Below are 21,077 nucleotides of genomic sequence, written 5' to 3' on the forward strand. Positions count from 1 at the left end.
TCTTGCTTTTGATCGACTTTCACTCCACTGTGTGAGACGCCGTCGCCGCGGCTCTCACACAGTGGAGTCGTTGTGTGCGTACGGGTCCTGCTGGTCGAAGACGACGAGCGAATCCGGCAGGCGTTGAGCCTTGCCTTGTCCGATGAGGGTTTCACCGTTGACGAGGCAGGTTCGGGCGAAGAGGCGTTACAACGTTTGGAGACGGAATCCTTCGACGTGGTGCTGGTCGACCTCACATTGCCCGGCATGGACGGCCTGGAGGTCGTGCGGGCCCTCCGATCACGCGGTGACCTGCCGATAATCGTGGTGACGGCGCGAACGGACGCCCGCGACGTGATCGCCGGACTGGAGGCGGGAGCGGACGACTACGTCACGAAACCGTTGATGGCCGGAGTTCTCGCCGCCCGCATCCGCGCGTTGTTGCGCAGACGCGGGCCGGGCCGCGAAGCCGTTCGGATCGGGGAACTGGAAATCCGTCCGCAGGAAGGGATCGTGCACCGTGCGGGGGAACGCGTTCATCTCACCAGGACGGAATTCCGGCTGTTGCTGGAACTCGCTGGTGCGAGCGGGCGAATCGTCACCAGGGAACAGTTGCTGCAAAAGGTTTGGGGATATGACTACTTCGGTGACACCCGGCTGCTCGACGTGCACATAAGGAGACTTCGCCGCAAGATCGAGGCCAACCCGGACGATCCCGAGCTGGTGCTCACCGTGCGCGGCACCGGCTATCGGATCCGCTCGTGAGACTCACGCTGCGCAGCCGGGTCACCCTCTCGTTCGGTTTCGGCCTGCTGGTCGTCACGAGCGTGCTGGCGTTCGGGACCTGGAACCTCGCCTCCGGCTACATGCTGCGGCAGCGGGAGGCGAGTGCGACCAGACAGGCCGAGGTCAACGTGCGGCTGGTCGAGCGGTCGCTGGCCTCGCCGGGCTTCGACGAGCTGCTGACCGGGCTCACCACCGGGCCCGACTCGTCGATCCTGGTGATGAGCCCGGAGGGGCTGGTGACGGCGGGTCGCAAGGTCGAGCCGTCGCAGCTGCCGTCCGGGCTGGTGGAGCACCCGCCGGGCAAGGAACGGATCACCGTGGACGGTCTGCCGATGCTCGCCGTCGCACGGCCGGTGGCGGGCAACGCCGTCTACGTCGAACTGTTCGGGCTGCAGCAGCTCAACCGGACGTTCGCGTTCCTGAGCGCGGTGCTGATCGCCGGCACGATCGGCTCGGCGCTGCTCGGGGCGGCGCTGGGGTCGTGGGCGTCGAAGCGGGCGCTGAAACCGTTGACGGAGCTGAACTGCGCGGCGGGCAGGATCGCCGGCGGTGATCTGCACGCCCGGCTGCCCGACCAGGACGACCCGGATCTCGCGGCGCTGGCGGCGAAGTTCAACTCGACGGCCCAGGCGCTGGAGCAGAGAGCCCTGCGGGACGCCCGGTTCGCGTCGGACGTCTCGCACGAGCTGCGGTCGCCGTTGACGACGATGGTGAACGCGGGCGCGGTGCTGCGCCGGCGTCGCGAGCACCTGCCCGGCACGGCGGGAACGGCGCTGGAACTGCTGACCTCGGAGGTCGACAGGTTCGCGCGGATGGTCGTGGACCTGCTGGAGATCTCCCGGGCGGACCAGACCGACGATCCCGCGCCGGAGGAGATCGCGCTGGACGCGTTGGTGCGCAATGTGATCGCGACTCGCGCGCCCGTGCCGGTGGACCTGGAGCCGGCCGTGGTGCTGGGCGACCGGCGCAGGCTCGACCGGGTGCTGACCAACCTGCTGGACAACGCCGAGCGGCACGCCGGTGGCGCGGTGCTGGTGTCCGTGCGGACCGCCGGTTCTTTCGCGCGGCTGGCGGTGGAGGACGCCGGGCCCGGTGTGCCCGAGGGGTTGCGGGAGGAGATCTTCGAACGGTTCGCGCGCGGGGTGATGGCGGGCAGCCGGGGTGACGACACGGGCAGCGGGCTGGGGCTGGCGCTGGTCCGCGACCACGTGCACCGGCTGGGCGGCCGGGTCTGGGTGGAGGACCGTTCACCGTGCGGCTCCCGGTTCGTCGTCGAAATGGTCTTACGGAGTTCTGACGGCTAGTCGCTTGGGCACGCCGGGGCGTCACGGGAGTCCTACGGTCGGTGCATGCGAGTACTGATCACCGGCGGGGCCGGGTTCATCGGGTCGCACGTCGCGGACGAGCTGACCTCCCAGGGCCACGAATGCGTGGTGCTCGACGCGTTGCTGCCCGAGGCGCACAGCGCTGTTCCTTTGCTGGACCACGAACTTGTCATCGGCGACGTGACCTCGCCCGACGTGCTGCGGCCACTGTTGTCCACTGTGGACGCGGTGTGCCACCAGGCGGCGATGGTCGGGCACGGCGTGGATCCGTTCGACGCGCCTTCCTACGCGCGCCACAACGACCTGGGCACGGCGGTGTTGCTGGCCGAGATGTACCGGGCCAAGGTGTCGCGGCTGGTGCTGGCGTCGTCGATGGTCGTCTACGGCGAGGGGCGCTATCGGTGTCTTTCGCACGGGATCGTGCGGGCTGAACGGACTGCCGCCGATCTCGCCGCGGGCATGTACGAGCCGCGGTGCTTCTGCGGCGACTTCGTGGTCTCCGAACTGGTGCCGGAGGACGCTCCGCTGGAGCCCCGCAGCACCTACGCGGCCACGAAGCTGGCGCAGGAGCACCTCGCGGTGGCGTGGGCCCGGCAGACCGGCGGGAGCGTGTGGGCGTTGCGGTACCACAACGTCTACGGCCCGCGGATGCCGCGCGACACCCCGTACGCCGGTGTCGCGTCGATCTTCCGGTCCGCGCTGCAGAACGGCGTCGCGCCGCGGGTGATGGAGGACGGGCGGCAGCGGCGTGACTTCGTGCACGTCACGGATGTGGCCCGGGCCAACGTCCTCGCTCTGTCGTCACCGCGTCCTGGCTTCGAGGCCGTGAACGTCTGCTCCGGCACCCCGCACACCATCGGCGACCTGGCGTTCGCGCTGGCCGACGCGTGCGACGGGCCGACGCCCGAGATCGTGGGCGGTGCGCGGCCGGGCGACGTCCGGCACGTCGTCGCCTCGCCCGCGAAAGCCTTGGACGTGCTGGGTTTCGAGGCTCAGGTCGGGTTCGAGGACGGCGTGCGGGAGTTCGCCTTCGCCTCGCAGCGGGAGTCCGTCACCAGTTCGTGAGCACGAGGTGGTTCACCGCCAGGGCCGTGATCGCCTGGGCGGTGAGCCACCTCTTCCGGTGGTCCAGCTTCGCGGTGCCGACCATGAGCCAGACCGCGAAGGGCAGCCAGATCCGTTCGGTCTCGGCCTTGCTCAGCCCGGACAGGTCGGCGGCCAGGATCGCGACGCCTGCCGCGACGACCCACTTGTCCCTGCGCAGTCCCTTGATCCCCGCCGGGCCGATGACCAGCGCGAGTGCCGCGAGGTTCGCCCACACCCAGTACCAGTACGGCCTGGTGGCTCCGATGCCCTGGTAGTAGCGGAGTTTCACGAGCTCGTAGCCGTCGAGCCACCAGAACCCGCTCAATGCGAACGCTCCCACGACCGCGAGCGCGCCCGCGACGGCCCAGCCGATCTTCCAACCGGCCTTCCAGCCGACCGCGACGATCGCGAGCGGTGCCAGCAACACCAGTCCGTAGGACAGGAACAGGCACCAGCCCAGCACGACGCCGCCCAGCACCGGCCACCGGGTGAGCAGGTAGAGGCCGACGGCCGCGACCCCCATGAACATGCCGTCCGCCGACGCGCCTACCCACACCGCCCCGGGGAACAGCACCAGGAACGGCAGCACGGCGTTGTTGTCGATGGCCTTGGGAATCGCGATGACCGCGAGCGACCCGACCAAGACGCAGAAGATCGACGCCGCCGCCCCACCCCCGAGCCCGACGCGGTCGAGCGCGACGAACGTGAGCAACGCGCCCGGCGGATGCCCGGAGACGTGCGTGGTCCACGAGTCGGGCTGGAAGTCGGGGATGCGCGCGGCGAACCCGCGCAGCATCGCCGGGACGTCGGTGATGCCGGGGACCTCGTGCAGGTACTCGTCCTCGGTCGTCAGCCTGGTGACGAACCGGCCCCAGCCGTCGATCATCGCGAGCGAGAAGGTGAACGCCACCGAGGCCGCGTAGGCGATCGGCAGCGCGAACCTGTGCTCGATGAGCTCGGGGCCTTTGGCGACGACGAGGAACGCGATCAGGACCGCGAGCGGCGTGCCGGGGCCGACGTGCGGGTCCCAGTTGCCGAAGATCGGTGCCGCCGAGGCGTAGAGGAGGTCCGGGTCGTGGGCGTTGACGACGATCCCGACGATGATGGCGGCAACGACGAGCAGTCCTGCGGTGACTAGACGCACCGCGCCCAACCTAGAGGGTGCCGCGGGGTCTCGCGGACCTCGCAAGACAATCGTAAGAACTCTTTCGTGCGTCATAATTCCGTAAGCACCACAACACTTTCCCATGGTCCAGGGTGGACACATGGATGTCGTGTTGCCCTGCCTGGACGAGGCCGCCGCACTGCCCGCGGTCCTCGCCTCCCTTCCTACCGGATACCGCGCGATCATCGTCGACAACGGCTCTACCGACGGCTCTCCTTCGGTCGCCGCTGCTCACGGCGCGCTGGTCGTGCACGAGCCCAAACGCGGCTACGGCGCCGCCGTGCACACCGGCCTGCTCGCGGCCACCTCGGATCTGGTGGCGTTCGCCGACGCGGACGGTTCGCTGGACCTGGCCGAACTGCCCGCGATGGCCGCCCTGCTGGCCGACGCCGACCTCGTCGTCGGACGGCGCAGGCCCGTGCAGCCGGGTGTCTGGCCGTGGCACGCACGGGCCGGCAACGCCGTGATCTCGTCCCTGTTGCGGCGCAGGGGTTTGGACGTCCACGACATCGCGCCTCTGCGGGTGTGCCGGCGCGAGGCGTTGCTGGCGCTGGACCTCCAGGACCGCGCCTTCGGCTACCCGCTGGAACTCCTGGTGCGCGCGGCCGAGGCGGGCTGGCGGGTGCGCGAGGTCGACGTGTCCTACGGCCCGCGGGCGGCCGGCACGCGGTCGAAGGTGTCGGGTTCGGTGCGCGGCACGATGCGCGCCGCGCGGGACATGGCGGGGGTGCTGCGATGAGGTTCTGCCTGCTGATCATGGCCAAGTCGCCGGTCCCCGGCCAGGTGAAGACCCGCCTGTGCCCGCCGCTGACCCCCGAGGAGGCCGCCGACGTCGCGGCAGCCGCGTTGCTCGACACGGTGGAGGCCGCGCTGAGCACTCCCGGCGCCGTGCCGGTGGTGGCGCTGGCCGGGGTGGTGCGGCGCGAGGACGTGCGGGACGCGCTGGCGGAGTGCGTGGTGATCCCGCAGCGCGGCCAGACCTTCGCCGACCGCCTGGTGCACGCCCACGCCGACGTGGCGCGGTTCGGGATGCCGGTGCTGCAGATCGGGATGGACACGCCCCAGGTGACGCCGTCGCTGTTGGAGTCGTGCGCGCAGTTCGACGAGGCCGCGCTCGGGTTCGCGCTGGACGGCGGGTGGTGGGCGCTCGGGCTGCGGGATCCGTTGCGGGCCGAGGTGCTGCGGGACGTGCCGATGTCCCGCGCGGACACCGGCGCGCGGACGCTGGAGGCGTTGCACGGGTTGAAGGTGCGGAACCTGCCGATCCTGTCCGATGTGGACACGATGGCTGACGCGCGGGCGGTCGCCGCACAGGTGCCGGACGGCCGGTTCGCGAACACGCTGACCGAACTGGCGGCGGTGGCGCGATGATGTTCGACCAGGCCCTCCAGGGCCGTCCCAGCTGGCTCGACCTGACCGGCACCGCCCCTCGCGAACTGAGCGTCGCCCGCTGGCAGGCGGACGCGGACGGCGGCGACTCCGTCCTCCTCGACGCCTGCACCGGCCCCACCCTCGACGTCGGCTGCGGACCGGGCCGTCTCGTGGCGGCTCTTCTGGCCCGGCACGTCCAGGCGCTCGGCGTCGACGTGTCACCGGAGGCGATCCGGCGCACCACCGAACGCGGCGGCATCGCGATCCGCCGCGACGTGTTCGACCTGTTGCCCGGCGAGGGGCGCTGGCAGCACGTGCTGCTGGCCGACGGCAACATCGGCATCGGTGGCGACCCGGCCGCGTTGCTCCGGCGCGTGCACCAGTTGCTCAAGCCCAGCGGGACCGTCGTGGTGGAGGTCGAGCAACCGGGTTCCGGGCTGACCATCGGCCAGGCGCGGGTGCGGACCGAAGGCACCAGGGGCGAGTGGTTCCCGTGGGCCTGGAGCGACGCGGAGTCCCTGACCGCCGACGGGTTCTTCCTGCTGTGGCAGGTCGAACGCGCCGGGCGCTGGTTCGCGTGCTGGGAGCGGCTGTGAAGATCCCGAAGACCCCCACCTTCAAATCTCCCGCACACCACACCGGTGTCACCAGCCGGGTCGGCACGTGGCTCGGCATCGCGTTCGGGCTGTGCTTCGTCACCGGGCTGCTCAGCCACGGCGTGCAGCACGACTGGGTGTGGCCGACCCGGCCGGTCGACCTCTACCGCGTCACCCAGGGGGTGCACGTGATCTCCGGCGTGGCGTCGGTTCCGTTGCTGCTGGCCAAGTTGTGGAGCGTCTACCCGAAGCTGTTCGAACGGCCGCTGGTCAAGAACGTGCCGCACGCCCTGGAACGCGGCTCGATCTTCGTGCTGATCGCGGCGTCGTTCTTCGAGCTGGTCACCGGGCTGTTCAACGCGGCGCAGAACTACCCGTGGTCGTTCTACTTCCCCACCGCCCACTACGCGGTGGCGTGGATCGTGATCGGCGCGCTGCTCGTGCACATCGCGGTGAAGATCCCCGTCATCCGGCGCACCCTCGAACCCAAGTCCGAAGAGCGGACCATCCTGTCCCGCAGGGCTTTCCTGCGCACGACCGCGCTGACCACAGGTGTCGCGGTCGTCGCGACGGCGGGCGTCACGGTGCCGTGGCTGCGCAAGATCTCCGTGCTGGCCTGGCGATCGGACGGCGACCTGCCGATCAACCGGACCGCGCAGGCCGCGAAAGTCGTGGTGCCGCAGGACTGGCGGCTCAAGGCAGGCGCGAAGAGCTACTCGCTGAAGGAACTGCAGGCGCTGCCGCAGACCACCGTCGACCTGCCGATCGCGTGCGTCGAGGGCTGGAGCCAGGACGCGACCTGGACCGGCGTCCGCGTCTCCGAGCTCATCAGCGGAGGCGACGTGCGGGTCGAGTCGCTGGAGAAGGACGGGCTGTACCGGGCGACCACGCTGCCCGAGGCGTTCGCCCAGGACCCGCTGACGTTGCTGGCACTCCAGCTCAACGGCGAGGAACTCAGTCCGGACCACGGCTATCCGTGCCGGCTCATCGCCCCGAACCGGCCGGGAGTGCTGCAGACGAAGTGGGTCACGTCGCTGGAGGTCGAGAAGTGAGCACCACGACCGGCATGAGGTTCGCGCTCGGCGCGGCCGGAGTGGGGCTGGGAGCCTGGGGCGCCTGGCTGCTCCTGCCCCAGATCACCATCGAACTGCTGCTCTGGCTGGGCGGCGGCGTAGTGCTGCACGACTTCCTGATCGCCCCGCTCGTCGGCGCCTCCGGGCTCGTGATCAAGCGGCCGTCCATCGGCATCGGCCTGACCGTCTCCGGTGTCATCACCCTGATCGCGATCCCGTTGCTGTGGCGGGAGCACAGCGGTCCGGTCAACCCAGGCCTGCACGACCGCGACTACCCCACCGGAGTCGCGGTCGCACTGGGCGTGACCTGGGCCGCCGTGGCCCTATACGAGGTCGCGGCGCACCTTCAGAAGCGTCGCCGCGCCGATGAAGAACACGACGTACCCGACGAGGAACAGCGCCGCGGTGGTGCCGCTGATCTCGGTCAGCACACCGGGAGCACCCGATCCGCCGACCGCACCGGCGAGGTTGCCGGCCGATCCGCCGGGCAGGACCTCGGTCAGCGACTCGACCGGTCCGAGCAGGGAACCCACGCCCCGCAACAGGTTCTCCGTGACGATCGCCCACATCAGCCCGAGTCCGACTGCCAGCGCGGGCCCCTTGGTGACGACGCCGAGGAACACCCCGAATCCCGTCCACATGGCGGCGATCAGCAGTGACGCGCCCAAGGCCTTGAAGACGCCGAGACCCGGCAGGCTCCAGTCCCAGCCTTCCAGCGACGCCACCGTGATGGACGCGCCGAGGTTCACGACGAACGTCAGCGCCACCAGCAGCACCACGATGATCCCCAGCGCCCCCAGCGTGCCGGCCATCGCCGAGACCCGGCGCGGGCCGGCGGTCAGCGTCGTCTTCCAGGTGCCCCAGCCGTATCCGCTGCCGACCGCGAGCGCCGCCAGCACCAGGATGATCGCCCCGCCGAACATGGGCAGGCCGCGCACCACGGCCGCGCCCACGTTCTCCGGTTGCATCGCGCTGATCAGCTGCTGCTGCGAGAGGTCACGCGTGTTGGTGCCACCGTTCAGAGCGAGGTAGTTGAACACGTAGCCGAACGTCAGCGTCATCACCAGCCAGACACCGATCAGCACCCAGGTCGCCGGCCACTTCCACAGCCTCAGCAGCTCCGCCTTCACGCTGCCCATCACGCCGCTCCCGTCATCTCGAAGAAGACCTCTTCCAGGGTCCGGCGCAGTGGCCGGACCTCCTGCACGTCCACGTCGGCGTGCACCAACGTGCGCACCAACGCCCCCGCGTCCGTCTCGCGCACGTGCAACACGTCGCCGTGCAACGAGCTGCCCTCGATCAGCACGTGCGCCTTCTCGATCGGGTCGGCGCGGATCAGCAGCACGGTGTCGCCGCGCAACTGGTCGACCGTGCTCTCCGCGACGAGCCTGCCGTTGGAGATCACCCCGACCCGGTCGCAGATCTCCTCGACCTCGCCGAGCAGGTGGCTCGACAGCAGCACCGTCTGGCCCTGTGCCGCCAAAGCCCGCACCAGGTCGCGCATGTCGGCCATGCCCGCCGGGTCGAGGCCGTTGGTGGGCTCGTCGAGGATCAGCAGTTCGGGTCGGCCGAGCAGGGCCGCGGCGACGCCGAGCCGTTGTTTCATGCCGAGCGAGTACCGGCGGAACTTCTCGCCGGCGGCACCCACCAGGTCGACCTGCTCCAGCGCCGCTTCCACGTGCGTCCTGCCGACGCCCCGGCGAGCGGCGTGGACGCGCAGGTTGTCGCGGCCGGACAGGTAGGGGTAGAAACCGGGCCCCTCGATCAGCGACCCGACCTTGAGCAACGCCTTGGGGGTGCCGGGCGCCTCGCCCAGCACCGACGCGGTACCGCTCGTGGGCCTCACGAGCCCCAGCAGCATGCGGATCGTGGTCGTCTTGCCCGCGCCGTTCGGACCGAGGAACCCGTAGACCTCGCCCCGCCGCACGGACAGACTGACCTCGTCCACCACGGCGCGGTCGCCGTAGCGCTTCGTCAGCTTCTCCGTCGTCACGATCATGCCGACAATCGTGTTCCCGCGAGAGCCCCTGGTCGTCCGCTCCGGAGCGTCATGAAGATACGCACATCTGCGTACGTCCCCGGTCGTATGGTCAGCGGCATGCGCTTCAAATGGCAGGACATCGCGCTGACCGCGGCGCTGCTGTTCTTCGGGCTCGCCGGGACGCGGTTCGCCGCACGTCTGCAAGGCGCGGAGTCACTCGACGTCCTCGCCTACGTGCTCATCGCCGTCGCGGCCGCCGGCCTGCTGTTCCGCTCGGTCCGTCCGCTGTGGACGGTCGGAATCACGACCGCCACCATCGCCGTCTACCTGGCGCAGGGCTATCCGTTCGGCCCGATCCTGATGAGCGGCGTCGCGGCGATGTACGCGGTGGCGGTGTACGCGCGCATCGAACTGGCCGCCGCCTGCGCGCTGGTCTACGCGCTGGTGGTCCTGCCGTGGTGGAACGACTCGATCACCTCGTGGATCACCTGGTCGGCGGGCTGGATCCTGCTGCCGGTCGCGGCCGGCGTTCTGATGAAGCTGCGCAGGAAGTCCGCTGTGGACGTTCGCGAACGTGCCGTGATCTCCGAACGGCTGCGGCTCGCCCAGGAGGTCCACGACGTCGTCGGCCACGGCCTGAGCGTGATCGCGATGCAGGCGGGCGTCGCGCTCTACGTGCTGGACAAGGACCCGGCGAAGGCGCGCGCCTCGCTGGAGGCCATCCGTGACACGTCGAAGGAGGCACTGGACGGCCTTCGGTCCGAACTGGACACTCTGCGCGGCTCGGCCCCGCTGACACCGACGATCACCCTCGCCGACATCCCGGCACTGGCCGCACGGATGCGCGAGGCAGGACTCGAGGTGTCGGTCGAGGTCGCGGAAGTCGAACTGCCGGACACCTGCCAACTCGCCGTGTACCGGATCGTGCAGGAGTCGCTGACCAACGTCCTGCGCCACTCCTCCCCCGGCGTCACCGCCTCCGTACGCGTCTACGTCGTGCGCGGCGAACTCGTCGTGCACGTGACCGACACCGGCACGCCCAGCACGTTCACGGAAGGCCACGGCATCACCGGCATGCGTTCACGGGCCGAAGCACTGGGTGGCGCGCTTGAGGTCGACGGATCGCACGGCTTCGCGGTGATCGCCCGGATACCGTTGCCCTCATGATTCGCGTGGTGGTGGCCGACGACCAGCCGCTGGTCCGGATGGGACTGCGGACGTTGATCGAGACCGAGGACGGCGTCCAGTTGGCCGGAGAGGCCGCCGACGGCCGCGAGGCGTTGTCGCTGATCCAGTCCACCAAACCGGACGTGGTGTTCCTCGACATCCGCATGCCGGTGATGGACGGCCTGGAGGTGCTGCGCCGCGTCTCGGCCAACCCCGGACTGGCTGACGTGCGGATCGTCGTGCTCACGACGTTCGACCTGGACGAGTACGTGTTCGAGGCGCTGCGGACCGGTGCGTCCGGATTCCTGGTGAAGGACTCCGACCCGACCGACCTGCTGCGCGCGGTGCACGTGGTGGCCGACGGCGGTTCGCTGCTCTCGCCGTCCGTCACGCGCCGGGTGATCGACCGGTTCGCGTCCGGCGCGTCGGCGAGGCCCGTGCCACACCTGGACAAGCTGACCGAACGCGAGCGGGAGATCATGCGGCACGTGGCGTCCGGCGCGTCCAACGACGAGATCGCCGCAGTGCTGGTGATCTCGCCCGCGACGGTGCGCACGCACGTGTCGCGGGCGATGGTGAAGCTGGGCGCACGCGATCGCGCCCAGCTCGTCGTGTTCGCCGTTCAGTCAGGCCTCACCTGACCTGCAGATCGACCCCTGAGGTCTCCTGGCCCTCCTGGACGTGGACGAGGTCCGGGTGGATCTGGATCTCGTCCTCGAAGTTGCCGTGGAACTGCAGCTGCACGTCCTGGGTGGCGTAGCCCTTCATCCAGTACTCGTACCTGCTGTTGCGCGACGCCGACGGCCCGGCGTAGTCACCGGTCACGGGGTTCACCGCGAGCACCGTCGTGTACTCGAACGGCCTGGTGGCGTTCACGAGCTTCCCGCTGATCCTGCCGGGCTTCTTCAGCCGTGCGTCGACCGTGGCGGTGCCGCCGGGTGTGACCTGGACCGGCGTCGCGCCGTAGCGGTCCACCGCCCCACCCGACCACTGCCAGGCGTGATCGCCGTATGCCGACGGGAACTGCACCCTCCACGCGTACGGACCGAGACCGCTGATCTCGTAGCGGCCCTCGGTGTAGGTGCACTTCACGTTGCGACCCTGGGAGACGTAGTAGTGAGACGGCGTCACCGACGGACACAGGCCCGACACCGCGGCACCCGACTCGTCGTCGGCGACGGAGCCGCTGATGGTGCCCGCGCCGTCGAACTTCACCTGCACGGACGTCGTCTCGCCACTGACGAACTCGAACCACTTGGCCTGATCGACGTCACCGGTGCCGCCGTTCTCCCCCACCCACTGGCTGCTGTGCGAGGCAGAGGCGCGCGGGTAGACGAAGAACCGCTCCCGGCCGGGCCAGTAGCCGTTCACCCGGAGCTTGCCGGTGCCCCGTCGGGCTGGCCGAGGCCGGTGTGCCTGAAACGAGCAGGCTGAAGACGGCCGCCAGCGCGGCCACTGTTCTGAACATCGTTCCCCCTAGAACGGACGGCTCCCCCTGAGCCGTTCGCTCGACCATAGGGCTTCGAAGTCAGACCTGGATAGCGTCGAAGGCCTGTTTCAGGCCCTGCGCGATCTCCGGCGGGATCGAGTCGTAAGGGCGCGGCGGCTGCGGGTCGTACTCGATGCCGACCTGCACGGCCTGCGCGACCATCTCGCCGAACTCGGCCTCGACCAGCCGCAACGCCATGTCGATGCCCGCGGAGACGCCCGCGCCGCTGACGACCTTGCCGTCGAACACCACCCGGTCCGTCGAGACCTCGACGCCGCGCACCTCCAGGTCCTCGCGCGCGGCCCAGTGCGTCGTGGCCTTCGAGACCAGCCCGGCCTCGGCGAGCAATGTCGAGCCCGTGCACACCGACGTCGTCCACTTCGTCGTCGGATGGACCTCCTGAAGCCACTCGACGACGCCGCCAGAGTCCCTGAGCAGTTCCCTCCAGTGCCCGGAACCCGGCACCACCACGATGTCCGTCGACTTCAGCGAGTCGAACGTGTCGGTCGGCACGACGCTCAGCCCGTTGTCGGACTTCACCGGGTCGAGCGTGGCGGCGACGAACCGCGCCGTGATGACCGGCACGCTGCCGAGCACCTCGAACGGGCCGACGAAGTCGAGCGCGGTCATGTTCGGGTAGAGCACGAACGTGGCTTCCATCAGGCAACCCCAGTGGTCCGGAAACGGGCGCGGTAGCTGCCCGGCGACACGCCGAGCACGCGCAGGAAGGCCCTTCGCAGGGTCTCGGCGGAGCCGAACCCCGACTGGCGGGCGACGAGGTCGAGCGAGTCGCCGGTGCTGGCCAGCCGGTCGGCGGCGGCCTCGACGCGGGCTCGTTCGACGTACTGCGCGGGCGAGACGCCCACGTTGCGGGAGAAGACGCGCGCGAAGTGCCGCACGCTCATCATGGCCTTGCGGGCCATGACCGGCACCGTCCACTCCCGCGTCGGATCGGCGTGGATGTCGTCGAGCAACGCGCGCAGCGAGCCGTCCCGCACCGGCTTCGCGCGGGTGTGCACGCTGAACTGCGACTGGCCGCCGGAGCGCTGCAGGAAGACGACCAGGTACTGCGCGATCCTGCGGGCCAGCGCGGGCCCGTGGTCCTGCTCGACCATGGCCAGGGCCAGGTCGATGCCCGCCGTCACGCCCGCGGACGTGGACACCTCGCCGTCGCACACGAAGATCGCGTCCGGCTCCACCTCGACACCGCGGTTCTCGAGCTCACCGGTGAACGCCCAGTGCGTCGTCGCCTTCTTGCCCTTCAGCAGTCCCGCGCTCGCCAGCACCACGGATCCGGTGCAGACACCGGCGACCCGGCGCGACTTCAGCGCGAGCCGCCGCAGGTTGGTCATGAGCACCGCGTCGGACGCCGCCTCGTCGTAACCCCAGCCGCCGACCACGATCAACGTGTCGATCGGACGGTCGAGCTCGCGCAGATCGGCGCCCGCCTCGATGCGCACCCCTGCGGTCGCGGTGAACGGTCCTCCCCCGAGCGTGGCGAGCGTGACCTCGTAGCGCGGCTCGCCGTAGTTGGCTGCCTGGAACACCTCTATTGGTCCCGCCAGGTCCAGCAGCGCGGTGCGGTCGTAGCCGACCACTACTATCTCCCTCAGATTCCCCACACCTCCACTTTCCTCACCCCCGCCTGAGGCGGCAACGCCATATCCCCCTCGCATTCGGCCACCCCCGTAAACTGGTGCGCGATGCGCAAAGTGCTCTTCTTCGCGGCGATCGGCCTGCTCACGATCCTGCTGGTCGTGAGCGACCACGTGTTCCCGCCGCCCTCCGAGCCCGATCGCGAGACCAGGACCGCGGTCGTGGCGCTCGGCGACAGCACGATGTCCGGCGAGGGCGCCGGCGACTACGAGCCCGGCACCGACGGCGAGGACGGTGGCAACTGGTGCCACCGCTCGCGCGTGGCCGAGATCGTGAAGACCGAGTTCCAGGCCGACCAGAAGATCAACCTGGCGTGCTCGGGCGCGAACTCGGACAAGCTGCGCAACGAGCAGTTGCCTCGGTTGCGCCAGATCGCCGGGCAGAACCAGGTCGTCGCGATCGTCGTGGCCATCGGCGCGAACGACGACCCGAGGTTCTCCGAGATCCTCAACAAGTGCTTCGAGGCGTGGGGCAAGCGCAGCGACTGCACGTCGTCCGTGGCGCCGGAGTGGACCAAGCGCGTGCGGCGGATGATCCCCAAGGTCGAGAACACGCTCAACGCCATCCGCCAGACCATGCGCGACTCCGGCTACCTCGACTCCTCCTACCAGCTGGTCGTGCAGTCGTACGCGGCGCCGGTCTCACCGAAGATGCCGCAGTCGCTGCAGAACCTGTCCGGCTGCCCGCTGCGCACCGCCGATCTGGAGTGGGTCGTCGAGGAGGCCGTGCCGGAGCTGTCGAACGGCCTGCGCTCCGCCGCGGCGAAGGTCAACGCCCGTTTCCTCGACCTGGCGCGGGCCGGTGAGGGCCACGAGGCGTGCGTGGGCGGCAGCAAGCCCGAGACGGAGTGGTTCACGCGGTTGACGGTCGACTTCGACGGTTTGAAGGACCAGAAACGCGCATCGCACGCGTTGCAGGAGTCGTTCCACCCCAACGCCCGCGGTCACGAGCAGATCGGCCGGTGTCTCACCGAGTTCCTGGCTTCGGACAAGCGCGACGGGGCGTGCGTGCCGCGGCTGAACGGCACGCTCGGCCTCACGACGGAGAGCTAAGCCAGACGCTTTGTCCGAAACCTCATGTCCCCCTTTGGCGCCAAAGCGTGTGCAAGTACTACCAACTCTTGATCGAATCGCCGTCAACCACACCCAACCTGTTCGTCGTCGAACGAACCGGCGCCGTGTCCTCAGGCCCAAGAGCCTGTTGGCAGCAGGAAAGTGCTTGTTGATGTTGAGTTGGTGGTACCTGCAGGACCCCGTTGCGAGCCTGCCTCGCCCGGGAATTCGGACCGAAGACACCCGGCGCTCCCCCATCAACGTGGCGTCGCCCTTGTGCGGAACAGGGCCAGGCGCAGGTCCGCTTGAGCGAGTAACGGACACAACTTCTGGCAACCTGCTCAGACCCAGCGTTTGAGTTCCGCGGCCGGCCAACCGGGATCGCCGGTGCGGGCGAACCTCGCCCACGCCCGCGCGATGTCGCCGCGGAACATGTCCGGGACGTCCGCGCCGTGGTGTGCCGGTGTGCGGGCGTAGATCGAACGGAACGCGCCGCCGTGCTCGTCCGCCAGCCGCATGGTCGGACGCTGGAACAGTTCGGCGTCCTCGTCGGCGGTGTGGCAGACCAGCAGGTCCACGTCGTACGGGCCTTCCAGCGGACTGCGCGGCAGCGTGTCGCCGTCGACGATCGGCTGGTAAAGCACGACTTCCGGGTCGGCTTGCCGTTGTGTTCTGACCGCTGCCTCCGGCGTGAAGAACCGTCCGGCGAGGCTGTGCGCGATCGCCCGGTGGAACAGGCCCCTGGCGGAGGGCATGACCATCAGGCTCGCGACCGTCTGCGCGCCGGACGACTGGCCGGCGACGGTCACGTTGGCCGGATCTCCGCCGTAGCGGGCGATGTTGCGCTGGATCCAGCGCAGTGCGGAGACAACGTCGAGCAGGCCGCGGTTGTGCGGAAACCCTTCCAGGGCACCGTATCCGTCGACGGCGAGCCGGTAGTCGCAGCTGACGAACACGATCCCGTTCGACGCGTGGAAGTCGCCCGCGTACTCCGGTTGTGCCGAGGTGCCAACGGTGTTCGCGCCGCCGTGGATCCAGAGGAGCACCGGCGCCGGACCGTCCGTAGTGGACCAGACGTTCAGCGTGTGCCGGTCACCGAAAGCGCCCGCCGGCTCGCCGTCGCAGTCCACCGGTGGGTGGAGGCGCAGCGGGCCGACGGGCGGTTCGGCGTAACGGATTCCGAGGTTCAGGCCGTCACCTGGTGCGAGACCGGCAGCACGCGCAGGTTCGCGGCCGCCCGTTCCAGCTGGGAGAGCACGCTCGGCCGCATCCCCGCGATCTCCTGTTCCGCCGCCGGCCCGGAGATCTCCTGCAGCAGCACCTGCTGCGGGTGATCACCCTCGGCCTCGGCGACCGCGAGCACGCGGAACGGCGTGCCGGGAGCGAAGAGCACGCGTTCTTCGGTGGCCACGGCGACGCGGTCGGTCACCTCGACCACGCGGCCGGTGACCGACCAGATCAGGTACTCGGTGACGCCCTCGATGCGCTGGGACGGGTTCGCGACGGCGTCCAGCAGGCCGTGCTCCACCAGGACCTCGCCGTGGCGGTAGCGCCGCGGACCCGTGGGACCGCTCATGCCCCACACCGCCGCGATGCCGTTGTGCACGGGCAGGCGGTTCAGGCCGGAGACGATGCACGCGACGTACGGGCGCAAGCGGCCAAGACGCCCCATGCGGAGCGTTTCGACGACCATCTCCTCGTCCTGCGACACGCACGCCAGCAACGCCGTGAGGTCGGTGACCATGGCCTCGAACGCGGCCGGGTCCTCCTCCGCGTCCGGGCGCTGCGAGAGCAGGCGGACGACCGTCGCCGCGTGCACGCCGTAGCGTTCGCCGAGCGCACGGCGGACCGTGTCGCGTTCGGCGTCCGAACTGTTGTGGTCGACGGAGACCGTCTCGCGCTCGCCGTTGTCCTCCGGCGGCACCTCCCACAGGGCCAGCGGCTGCAACGGCAGCGGGCCGTCCACGCGGAACCTCACCGGGGCGGAGTCCGGGTCGTCCGAGGGGAACGCGGCCTCGTCCGGATCGTCCAGCGCGTGCGACGGCACGGTCGTCATCGCCGGACCGGCGCCGATGCTCGCGTACGCGGGCCGTTCCGGTTCGGGCTCGGCCGGCGTGACGGCGGTGAAGAAGCCGACGCCGTTGTCCGACGAGTCACGCGTCGACAACGCGTGTGCCGGTGTCGCGGAAGGCTGAGCGGGCGGAGGAGGCGGTGGCGCGGTCACCTTGGAGTCGCAGAACACCAGCCGCAGGAGCTTGCGCACCTCGGGCTCCAGGCGTTCGACGAGAGCGGCGCCGTGCACCGCGACCGCGCCAGGCGTCGTGCGCCCTGGCGTGCCCACGGTCAGACGTGCCCACTCCGGGTCCAGGGGCTGAGTGCGCACCTCGGCCGCGTTGTAGGGCTCGTCCTGCTCACGCACCCACAGGCCGGAGGGCACGACTTCGAGCACGACACCGTCGCCGAGGGTGAACACACCGGGTGAGACCTCGGTCAGGCCCTGCACCGGCGTCCGGTAGCCCGACACAACGGGCACGGACTCGTTCGGCACGCACAGCACCTCGGTGACGAACGGCCGCCACGTCTGCTGCCCGCGCGGGTCGACCGCGATGACCGCGGGCCCGCCACTGCGCAGGTTGCCCACCGGCAGGCCGGTGAACATGGCGATCGGCTCGCCGATCTGGTCCGCGACCAGGCTGCCGATGCTCGCGTCGATGCCGTACGGGACGAGCCGCACGCGCGACCGGGCCGCCTGGGGCAGCGCGGTGAGCAGGCGGCACACCTCGTCGATCGGGATCGCCGACTGGCCGGGGCCGCCGACGACGACCGTCAGCACGTTGTCGCGGCACGGCAGCGCCACGATCGGCCGCGAGTCCTGGGCTGCCGGTTCGAACGGCGGCTGCTGCGCGCGCAGCCACAGTCCGCTCGGAATCGGCTCGGAGATGCCGATCTCGCCCGTCGGCCACGGCGAGTTCGGGTCCATCGCCTCCCACTGCGGCACCGGGAAGCGGCGGCCGAACGGCATCGGGGACGCGTTCGGCTGGAACTTCACCCAACTGCCGTAGCCCTGCGTGCCGACGACGAACGCGGCACCGGGCACCGTGGTCAGCACGCCGTCCGGCGCCACGACCTCGGTCTGGAGCTGCTCGGCGAGCCACTGGGCGGGCGCGGTCGGCCGCATCGTCCCGGCGTGCGACACCGCGAGCCGGACAGGCCCACGGCCGTGCAGCGCCGTCACGACGTGCGGCCAGAAAGTGCTTTGGTCTCCGCCTGGGAAGTCGACCACGACCACGGTCCGGCCGGTGTCGGCGGGAAGGGCGCGCGCGAGTCCCGTGGCGCCCTGACTGGGGCCTTCGGGATTGGAGACGACGAGCGTCGACCCCACCAGGTTCGCCGCGAACGGCGTCCTCTGGGGTACCGGCTCCAGCGGCGGCGCTGCTGCCGGGGGCTGCTCGACGGGATACAGATCCATGTCCTGCTCGGTGCTCGTAATCGTCTGAACCCCGAAAACGCTCTGGGCAGAACTCTGGGTCTGTGGTTGCTGGTCGCCATGGGCGGCGGCACGTCGGCCCATCAAGCGCCTGATCACCTCCGTGCCATCCCGGTCACTCGCCCTTTCGGCTTAATCGGGCAACGAGCGTGCACGCTATCAAGACGCACCGCACACTTGTCACCCAGTCGGGTTATTTGGCGTCATCCGATCGAGACCCACACGGCGCGTGCTCGTCCGCACACTCCGTCAGGGCCGATGATCGCGGACGCGGAGTAGGCCTTGCGTCCGTCCCGGCCAAGTTCCCACGCCAGGAGCACGTGGTCCACGCCCAGTTTCACCGGCTGCTCGGTTCGGGCCACGAAGGTGCCGAGCACGAACGCCGGTCCCCCGTCCGGTGCGACGGGCTGCGCGGACGGACAGTCGAGCGCGGCCCAGACGATCTCCGGCAGCACGCTGACCCCGTCGTTCGGCAGCACGTCACTCGGCGTCCAGACCCCGGCCCACTCGGTGCGGCCGTCGAGCGGGCCCAGCAGCGCGGCGATGCCGTCCTGTCTGCCGGGACCGCATCCGAAGCACGTCGGGAACGGGTGCCTGTCGCGCCACGGCACCTTCGCGGAGGCCTTCAGCGCCTCGTCCAGCGTCGGCGCGGCGGGAACCTCCAGGTCGAGCGTGGCGGGCTCGGCCGAGGCGATCACCGTCTCCCCGTCGAACAGCTGCCCGTCGCGGACCTCCATCTCGCGGTCCAGCGGCACCGGTTTGCGCAACCGGACGCTCACCGTTTCCGCGTCGACGTGCGCGGCGAGCAGACCGGCGGAGTACCCGCCGTTGCCCATGCCGGGAGGCCCGTTGAACCTGCTCGCGACCGTCACCGTGCTCATTCCAGGCCCTCCGCGTACACCCACTGGCCGTTCTCCCTGATGAACTTGCTCCGCTCGTGCACCACGCCCCCGACGTAGTGCGCACGGAACTCCACCACACCCTCGCTCTGCAGCAGACCGCCGTTCTCGGTCGCCAGAATTTCGAGCTTGAGCCAGCGGTCGGTCGAGTCGATTCCGGCACTCCTGGGCCGGTTTCGCGCAGCCCAGGTGCGCAGCAGGTAGTCCTCATCGGACACCGCGAAAGCGCTGTAACGCGAACGCATCAGCTGCTCGGCCGTGGCCGCTTTGCGGGCTCCGGAGTGCAGCGCACCGCAACAGTCCACATAGGACTGACCGGTACCGCAGGGGCACAGTTTGTTGTTCACGCCGACATTGTGCCTGGTAAACCCATTAGAACCGATGCCGCACCCCGTACGTACCCCTTGTCAAGACTGACTTCGCGGGAGGCAGAGGAGACGGCAGTGAGTGTCGACAGCAGGACTGAGCTCGTACCGCTGCGAACGTGGTTCGGGCTCCGATGGCGCGGCTACGACCGCGACGAGGTGGACGACTACGTCGCCGAGCTGGAAGCAGAGCTTCGCCTGGTCACAGCCGACCGCGACGCCTCGGAGGCCCGCGCGGAGGCCCTGGCGAGCAGACTGGTCTCGGTCCAGGAGGAGAACGCCGCCCTGCAGGACGGCCTGCACCGCATCTGCCTGACCCCGATCGACCCGAAGGGCCTGCCGGAACGGCTCGCCCGCATGGTCGCCCTGGCCGAGGAAGAACGCCGTGACGTCGTCAGGGACGCGCAGCTCAAGGCGTTGATGATCGTGGGCGAGGCCGAGCAACGAGCCCGCCGCCTGGACGAGGAGGCGGCCGCGAAACGCGACGGGATCCGCGAGGACTTCCGGCTCGCGATGTCGGCCCGCCGTGCCGAGGCGATGCGCGCCCTGGCGGAACTGCGCAACGTGGCCCGTGACGAGGCCGAGCGCATCGTCACGGAGGCGAAGGTGCAGAACCTGCACATCACGTAGGTCGCGAGATCTCGCGCAAGGCCCGGCCTGGGACACCCAGGCCGGGCCTTCCTCCGTCTGAGAGCTTGCGCCGGCTGATCCGGGACCTGTCCCAGAACACCGCCCGCACCGGGAGAATCAGGCAAGAAGACGAGAGCTTCAGTCTCCTGCTCACCCCGCCTTCGCTGGTCTTATTGGTTCATCAGAAACCAGGCAGACCAGAACAGGCGGTAGGAACATGTCAGTCGCAATCGTGACCGGTGGCAGCTCGGGCATCGGCTGGAGCACGGCCGTCGAACTGGCTCGGCGGGGCGCCTCCGTGATCCTCACCTACGGCTCCAACGAGACCGGCGCCAAGCAGGCCGTCTCCGCCATCGAGCAGAACGGCGGCAACGCCGTCGCCCTCCCGCTGGACCTGGGCCGCAGCGACACCTTCCCGGCGTTCCGCGACCAGGTCGCGCAGGTGCTCGGCGGCTGGGGCCGCGACACGTTCGACGTCCTCGTCAACAACGCGGGCTTCGCCCAGACCGCCCTGTTCCCCGACACCACCGAGGAACTGTTCGACAAGTTCTACCGCGTCCTGCTCAAGGGCCCGTTCTTCCTCACCCAGATCCTGCTCCCGCTCCTCGCGGACGGCGGCGCGGTGGTCAACACGACGAGCAGTTCCACCGAGCAGGCCGAGCCCGGCTACTCCGGCTACGCCACCATGAAGGGCGCCCTGGTCGTGCTGACGCGCTACCTGGCCAAGGAACTGAGCCCGCGCCGCATCCGCGTCAACTCCGTCTCCCCCGGCGCCACCCGGACCAGGCTGGGCGACGACGCCTTCGAGAAGTTCCCGGAGTTCATCCCGGCCATGGCCGCGAAGACCGCGCTGGGCCGCGTGGGCGAGCCCGACGACGTGGCGGTGGCGATCGCGGCGCTCGCCGGAGAGGACGGCCGGTGGATCACCGCGCAGAACGTCGAGGTGTCCGGCGGATTCGGGCTCTAGACG

23 protein-coding genes are annotated in these 21,077 nt (G+C 69.8%); 12 read left to right on the forward strand and 11 right to left on the reverse strand.

Annotation, left to right across the window (positions count from 1 at the left end; translation table 11 throughout):
• The first annotated feature begins 72 nt into the window (after positions 1 to 72).
• The 3 genes from ACIRG5_RS05195 to ACIRG5_RS05205 are packed head-to-tail and all read left to right on the forward strand — an operon-like array spanning position 73 to position 3,155.
• Positions 73 to 744: a response regulator transcription factor gene (locus ACIRG5_RS05195; protein ID WP_402900377.1), complete on the forward strand. Its 672-nt coding sequence runs from the start codon at positions 73 to 75 to the stop codon at positions 742 to 744.
• On the forward strand, positions 741 to 2,069 hold the full coding sequence (locus ACIRG5_RS05200; RefSeq protein WP_402900379.1) for an ATP-binding protein: 1,329 nt from the start codon (positions 741 to 743) through the stop codon (positions 2,067 to 2,069). Before ACIRG5_RS05195 ends, ACIRG5_RS05200 begins: the two co-directional genes overlap by 4 nt.
• A 45-nt stretch (positions 2,070 to 2,114) precedes the next feature.
• Positions 2,115 to 3,155 (forward strand): NAD-dependent epimerase/dehydratase family protein, encoded by a 1,041-nt coding sequence (locus tag ACIRG5_RS05205; RefSeq protein WP_402900383.1) that lies wholly within the window; start codon positions 2,115 to 2,117, stop codon positions 3,153 to 3,155.
• On the opposite strand, the gene ACIRG5_RS05210 is transcribed toward ACIRG5_RS05205, so the two are convergent.
• On the reverse strand, positions 3,142 to 4,395 hold the full coding sequence (locus tag ACIRG5_RS05210; RefSeq protein ID WP_402900386.1) for a hypothetical protein: 1,254 nt from the start codon (positions 4,393 to 4,395) through the stop codon (positions 3,142 to 3,144). The genes ACIRG5_RS05205 and ACIRG5_RS05210 overlap by 14 nt on opposite strands.
• Positions 4,396 to 4,441: 46 nt before the next feature.
• On the opposite strand from ACIRG5_RS05210, the gene ACIRG5_RS05215 reads away from it, so the two are divergent.
• The 4 genes from ACIRG5_RS05215 to ACIRG5_RS05230 are packed head-to-tail and all read left to right on the forward strand — an operon-like array spanning position 4,442 to position 7,360.
• The gene (locus ACIRG5_RS05215) at positions 4,442 to 5,080 is read left to right on the forward strand and encodes a glycosyltransferase family 2 protein (RefSeq protein ID WP_319981134.1); all 639 of its coding nucleotides are present in this window, start codon (positions 4,442 to 4,444) and stop codon (positions 5,078 to 5,080) included.
• Positions 5,077 to 5,712: a DUF2064 domain-containing protein gene (locus tag ACIRG5_RS05220; protein ID WP_402900390.1), complete on the forward strand. Its 636-nt coding sequence runs from the start codon at positions 5,077 to 5,079 to the stop codon at positions 5,710 to 5,712. The genes ACIRG5_RS05215 and ACIRG5_RS05220 overlap by 4 nt, the downstream gene beginning before the upstream one ends.
• Positions 5,709 to 6,308, forward strand: coding sequence for a class I SAM-dependent methyltransferase (locus ACIRG5_RS05225; protein WP_319981136.1), 600 nt, complete (start codon positions 5,709 to 5,711; stop codon positions 6,306 to 6,308). Before ACIRG5_RS05220 ends, ACIRG5_RS05225 begins: the two co-directional genes overlap by 4 nt.
• Positions 6,305 to 7,360, forward strand: coding sequence for a molybdopterin-dependent oxidoreductase (locus ACIRG5_RS05230; RefSeq protein ID WP_402900391.1), 1,056 nt, complete (start codon positions 6,305 to 6,307; stop codon positions 7,358 to 7,360). The genes ACIRG5_RS05225 and ACIRG5_RS05230 overlap by 4 nt, the downstream gene beginning before the upstream one ends.
• On the opposite strand, the gene ACIRG5_RS05235 is transcribed toward ACIRG5_RS05230, so the two are convergent.
• The 3 genes from ACIRG5_RS05235 to ACIRG5_RS05245 all read right to left on the reverse strand — a co-directional run bounded on the left by ACIRG5_RS05235 (position 7,335) and on the right by ACIRG5_RS05245 (position 9,380).
• Positions 7,335 to 7,631 (reverse strand): hypothetical protein, encoded by a 297-nt coding sequence (locus tag ACIRG5_RS05235; protein ID WP_402900394.1) that lies wholly within the window; start codon positions 7,629 to 7,631, stop codon positions 7,335 to 7,337. The two genes, ACIRG5_RS05230 and ACIRG5_RS05235, sit on opposite strands and share 26 nt — an antisense overlap.
• A 73-nt stretch (positions 7,632 to 7,704) precedes the next feature.
• A complete protein-coding gene (locus ACIRG5_RS05240) occupies positions 7,705 to 8,520 on the reverse strand; it encodes a hypothetical protein (RefSeq protein ID WP_402900396.1) in 816 nt (271 codons plus the stop codon).
• On the reverse strand, positions 8,520 to 9,380 hold the full coding sequence (locus ACIRG5_RS05245; RefSeq protein WP_402900399.1) for an ABC transporter ATP-binding protein: 861 nt from the start codon (positions 9,378 to 9,380) through the stop codon (positions 8,520 to 8,522). The genes ACIRG5_RS05240 and ACIRG5_RS05245 overlap by 1 nt, the downstream gene beginning before the upstream one ends.
• Positions 9,381 to 9,479: 99 nt before the next feature.
• On the opposite strand from ACIRG5_RS05245, the gene ACIRG5_RS05250 reads away from it, so the two are divergent.
• A complete protein-coding gene (locus tag ACIRG5_RS05250) occupies positions 9,480 to 10,529 on the forward strand; it encodes a sensor histidine kinase (RefSeq protein WP_402900401.1) in 1,050 nt (349 codons plus the stop codon).
• The gene (locus tag ACIRG5_RS05255) at positions 10,526 to 11,170 is read left to right on the forward strand and encodes a response regulator (RefSeq protein ID WP_402900404.1); all 645 of its coding nucleotides are present in this window, start codon (positions 10,526 to 10,528) and stop codon (positions 11,168 to 11,170) included. Before ACIRG5_RS05250 ends, ACIRG5_RS05255 begins: the two co-directional genes overlap by 4 nt.
• Here ACIRG5_RS05255 and ACIRG5_RS05260 read toward each other — a convergent pair.
• The 3 genes from ACIRG5_RS05260 to ACIRG5_RS05270 form a co-directional block, all read right to left on the reverse strand.
• Positions 11,163 to 11,900, reverse strand: a complete 738-nt coding sequence (locus ACIRG5_RS05260) for a hypothetical protein (protein WP_402900406.1) — start codon at positions 11,898 to 11,900, stop codon at positions 11,163 to 11,165. The two genes, ACIRG5_RS05255 and ACIRG5_RS05260, sit on opposite strands and share 8 nt — an antisense overlap.
• 157 nt (positions 11,901 to 12,057) lie before the next feature.
• Entirely contained in the window at positions 12,058 to 12,678 is a 621-nt protein-coding gene (locus ACIRG5_RS05265; RefSeq protein ID WP_402900407.1) for a DJ-1/PfpI family protein, read from the reverse strand.
• Positions 12,678 to 13,640 carry a GlxA family transcriptional regulator gene (locus ACIRG5_RS05270; RefSeq protein ID WP_402900410.1) on the reverse strand — a complete coding sequence of 321 codons (963 nt, stop codon included), beginning with the start codon at positions 13,638 to 13,640 and terminating at the stop codon, positions 12,678 to 12,680. The genes ACIRG5_RS05265 and ACIRG5_RS05270 overlap by 1 nt, the downstream gene beginning before the upstream one ends.
• 81 nt (positions 13,641 to 13,721) lie before the next feature.
• On the opposite strand from ACIRG5_RS05270, the gene ACIRG5_RS05275 reads away from it, so the two are divergent.
• Complete coding sequence (locus ACIRG5_RS05275; protein WP_402900411.1) at positions 13,722 to 14,726, forward strand: GDSL-type esterase/lipase family protein; 1,005 nt, start codon at positions 13,722 to 13,724, stop codon at positions 14,724 to 14,726.
• Between the two features lie 341 nt (positions 14,727 to 15,067).
• On the opposite strand, the gene ACIRG5_RS05280 is transcribed toward ACIRG5_RS05275, so the two are convergent.
• The 4 genes from ACIRG5_RS05280 to ACIRG5_RS05295 form a co-directional block, all read right to left on the reverse strand.
• A complete protein-coding gene (locus tag ACIRG5_RS05280) occupies positions 15,068 to 15,856 on the reverse strand; it encodes a carboxylesterase family protein (RefSeq protein ID WP_402900414.1) in 789 nt (262 codons plus the stop codon).
• 56 nt (positions 15,857 to 15,912) lie between these two features.
• Positions 15,913 to 18,195, reverse strand: a complete 2,283-nt coding sequence (locus tag ACIRG5_RS05285; RefSeq protein WP_402900416.1) for a hypothetical protein — start codon at positions 18,193 to 18,195, stop codon at positions 15,913 to 15,915.
• Between the two features lie 221 nt (positions 18,196 to 18,416).
• The gene (locus ACIRG5_RS05290) at positions 18,417 to 19,094 is read right to left on the reverse strand and encodes a hypothetical protein (protein WP_402900419.1); all 678 of its coding nucleotides are present in this window, start codon (positions 19,092 to 19,094) and stop codon (positions 18,417 to 18,419) included.
• Entirely contained in the window at positions 19,091 to 19,459 is a 369-nt protein-coding gene (locus ACIRG5_RS05295; RefSeq protein ID WP_093606073.1) for a YchJ family protein, read from the reverse strand. Before ACIRG5_RS05295 ends, ACIRG5_RS05290 begins: the two co-directional genes overlap by 4 nt.
• Before the next feature lie 96 nt (positions 19,460 to 19,555).
• Here ACIRG5_RS05295 and ACIRG5_RS05300 point away from each other — a divergent pair, with 96 nt between their 5' ends.
• Together ACIRG5_RS05300 and ACIRG5_RS05305 are read left to right on the forward strand one after the other, a co-directional pair.
• Positions 19,556 to 20,107, forward strand: coding sequence for a DivIVA domain-containing protein (locus ACIRG5_RS05300; RefSeq protein ID WP_402900423.1), 552 nt, complete (start codon positions 19,556 to 19,558; stop codon positions 20,105 to 20,107).
• 217 nt (positions 20,108 to 20,324) lie between these two features.
• The gene (locus ACIRG5_RS05305; protein WP_402900425.1) at positions 20,325 to 21,074 is read left to right on the forward strand and encodes an SDR family NAD(P)-dependent oxidoreductase; all 750 of its coding nucleotides are present in this window, start codon (positions 20,325 to 20,327) and stop codon (positions 21,072 to 21,074) included.
• The last annotated feature ends 3 nt before the right edge of the window (positions 21,075 to 21,077 follow it).

Origin of the sequence: Lentzea sp. NPDC102401 (assembly GCF_044765805.1) — a bacterium.
GTDB lineage: Bacteria > Actinomycetota > Actinomycetes > Mycobacteriales > Pseudonocardiaceae > Lentzea > Lentzea sokolovensis.

Bases quoted from the DNA above. Each gene is read 5' to 3' on its own strand.
- ACIRG5_RS05205 (WP_402900383.1), top strand. From the start codon at position 2,115: ATGCGAGTACTGATCACCGGCGGGGCCGGGTTCATCGGGTCGCACGTC.
- ACIRG5_RS05210 (WP_402900386.1), bottom strand. From the start codon at position 4,395: ATGACGCACGAAAGAGTTCTTACGATTGTCTTGCGAGGTCCGCGAGAC.
- ACIRG5_RS05215 (WP_319981134.1), top strand. From the start codon at position 4,442: ATGGATGTCGTGTTGCCCTGCCTGGACGAGGCCGCCGCACTGCCCGCG.
- ACIRG5_RS05220 (WP_402900390.1), top strand. From the start codon at position 5,077: ATGAGGTTCTGCCTGCTGATCATGGCCAAGTCGCCGGTCCCCGGCCAG.
- ACIRG5_RS05225 (WP_319981136.1), top strand. From the start codon at position 5,709: ATGATGTTCGACCAGGCCCTCCAGGGCCGTCCCAGCTGGCTCGACCTG.
- ACIRG5_RS05240 (WP_402900396.1), bottom strand. From the start codon at position 8,520: ATGGGCAGCGTGAAGGCGGAGCTGCTGAGGCTGTGGAAGTGGCCGGCG.
- ACIRG5_RS05245 (WP_402900399.1), bottom strand. From the start codon at position 9,380: ATGATCGTGACGACGGAGAAGCTGACGAAGCGCTACGGCGACCGCGCC.
- ACIRG5_RS05250 (WP_402900401.1), top strand. From the start codon at position 9,480: ATGCGCTTCAAATGGCAGGACATCGCGCTGACCGCGGCGCTGCTGTTC.
- ACIRG5_RS05255 (WP_402900404.1), top strand. From the start codon at position 10,526: ATGATTCGCGTGGTGGTGGCCGACGACCAGCCGCTGGTCCGGATGGGA.
- ACIRG5_RS05265 (WP_402900407.1), bottom strand. From the start codon at position 12,678: ATGGAAGCCACGTTCGTGCTCTACCCGAACATGACCGCGCTCGACTTC.
- ACIRG5_RS05275 (WP_402900411.1), top strand. From the start codon at position 13,722: ATGCGCAAAGTGCTCTTCTTCGCGGCGATCGGCCTGCTCACGATCCTG.
- ACIRG5_RS05285 (WP_402900416.1), bottom strand. From the start codon at position 18,195: ATGGATCTGTATCCCGTCGAGCAGCCCCCGGCAGCAGCGCCGCCGCTG.
- ACIRG5_RS05290 (WP_402900419.1), bottom strand. From the start codon at position 19,094: ATGAGCACGGTGACGGTCGCGAGCAGGTTCAACGGGCCTCCCGGCATG.
- ACIRG5_RS05305 (WP_402900425.1), top strand. From the start codon at position 20,325: ATGTCAGTCGCAATCGTGACCGGTGGCAGCTCGGGCATCGGCTGGAGC.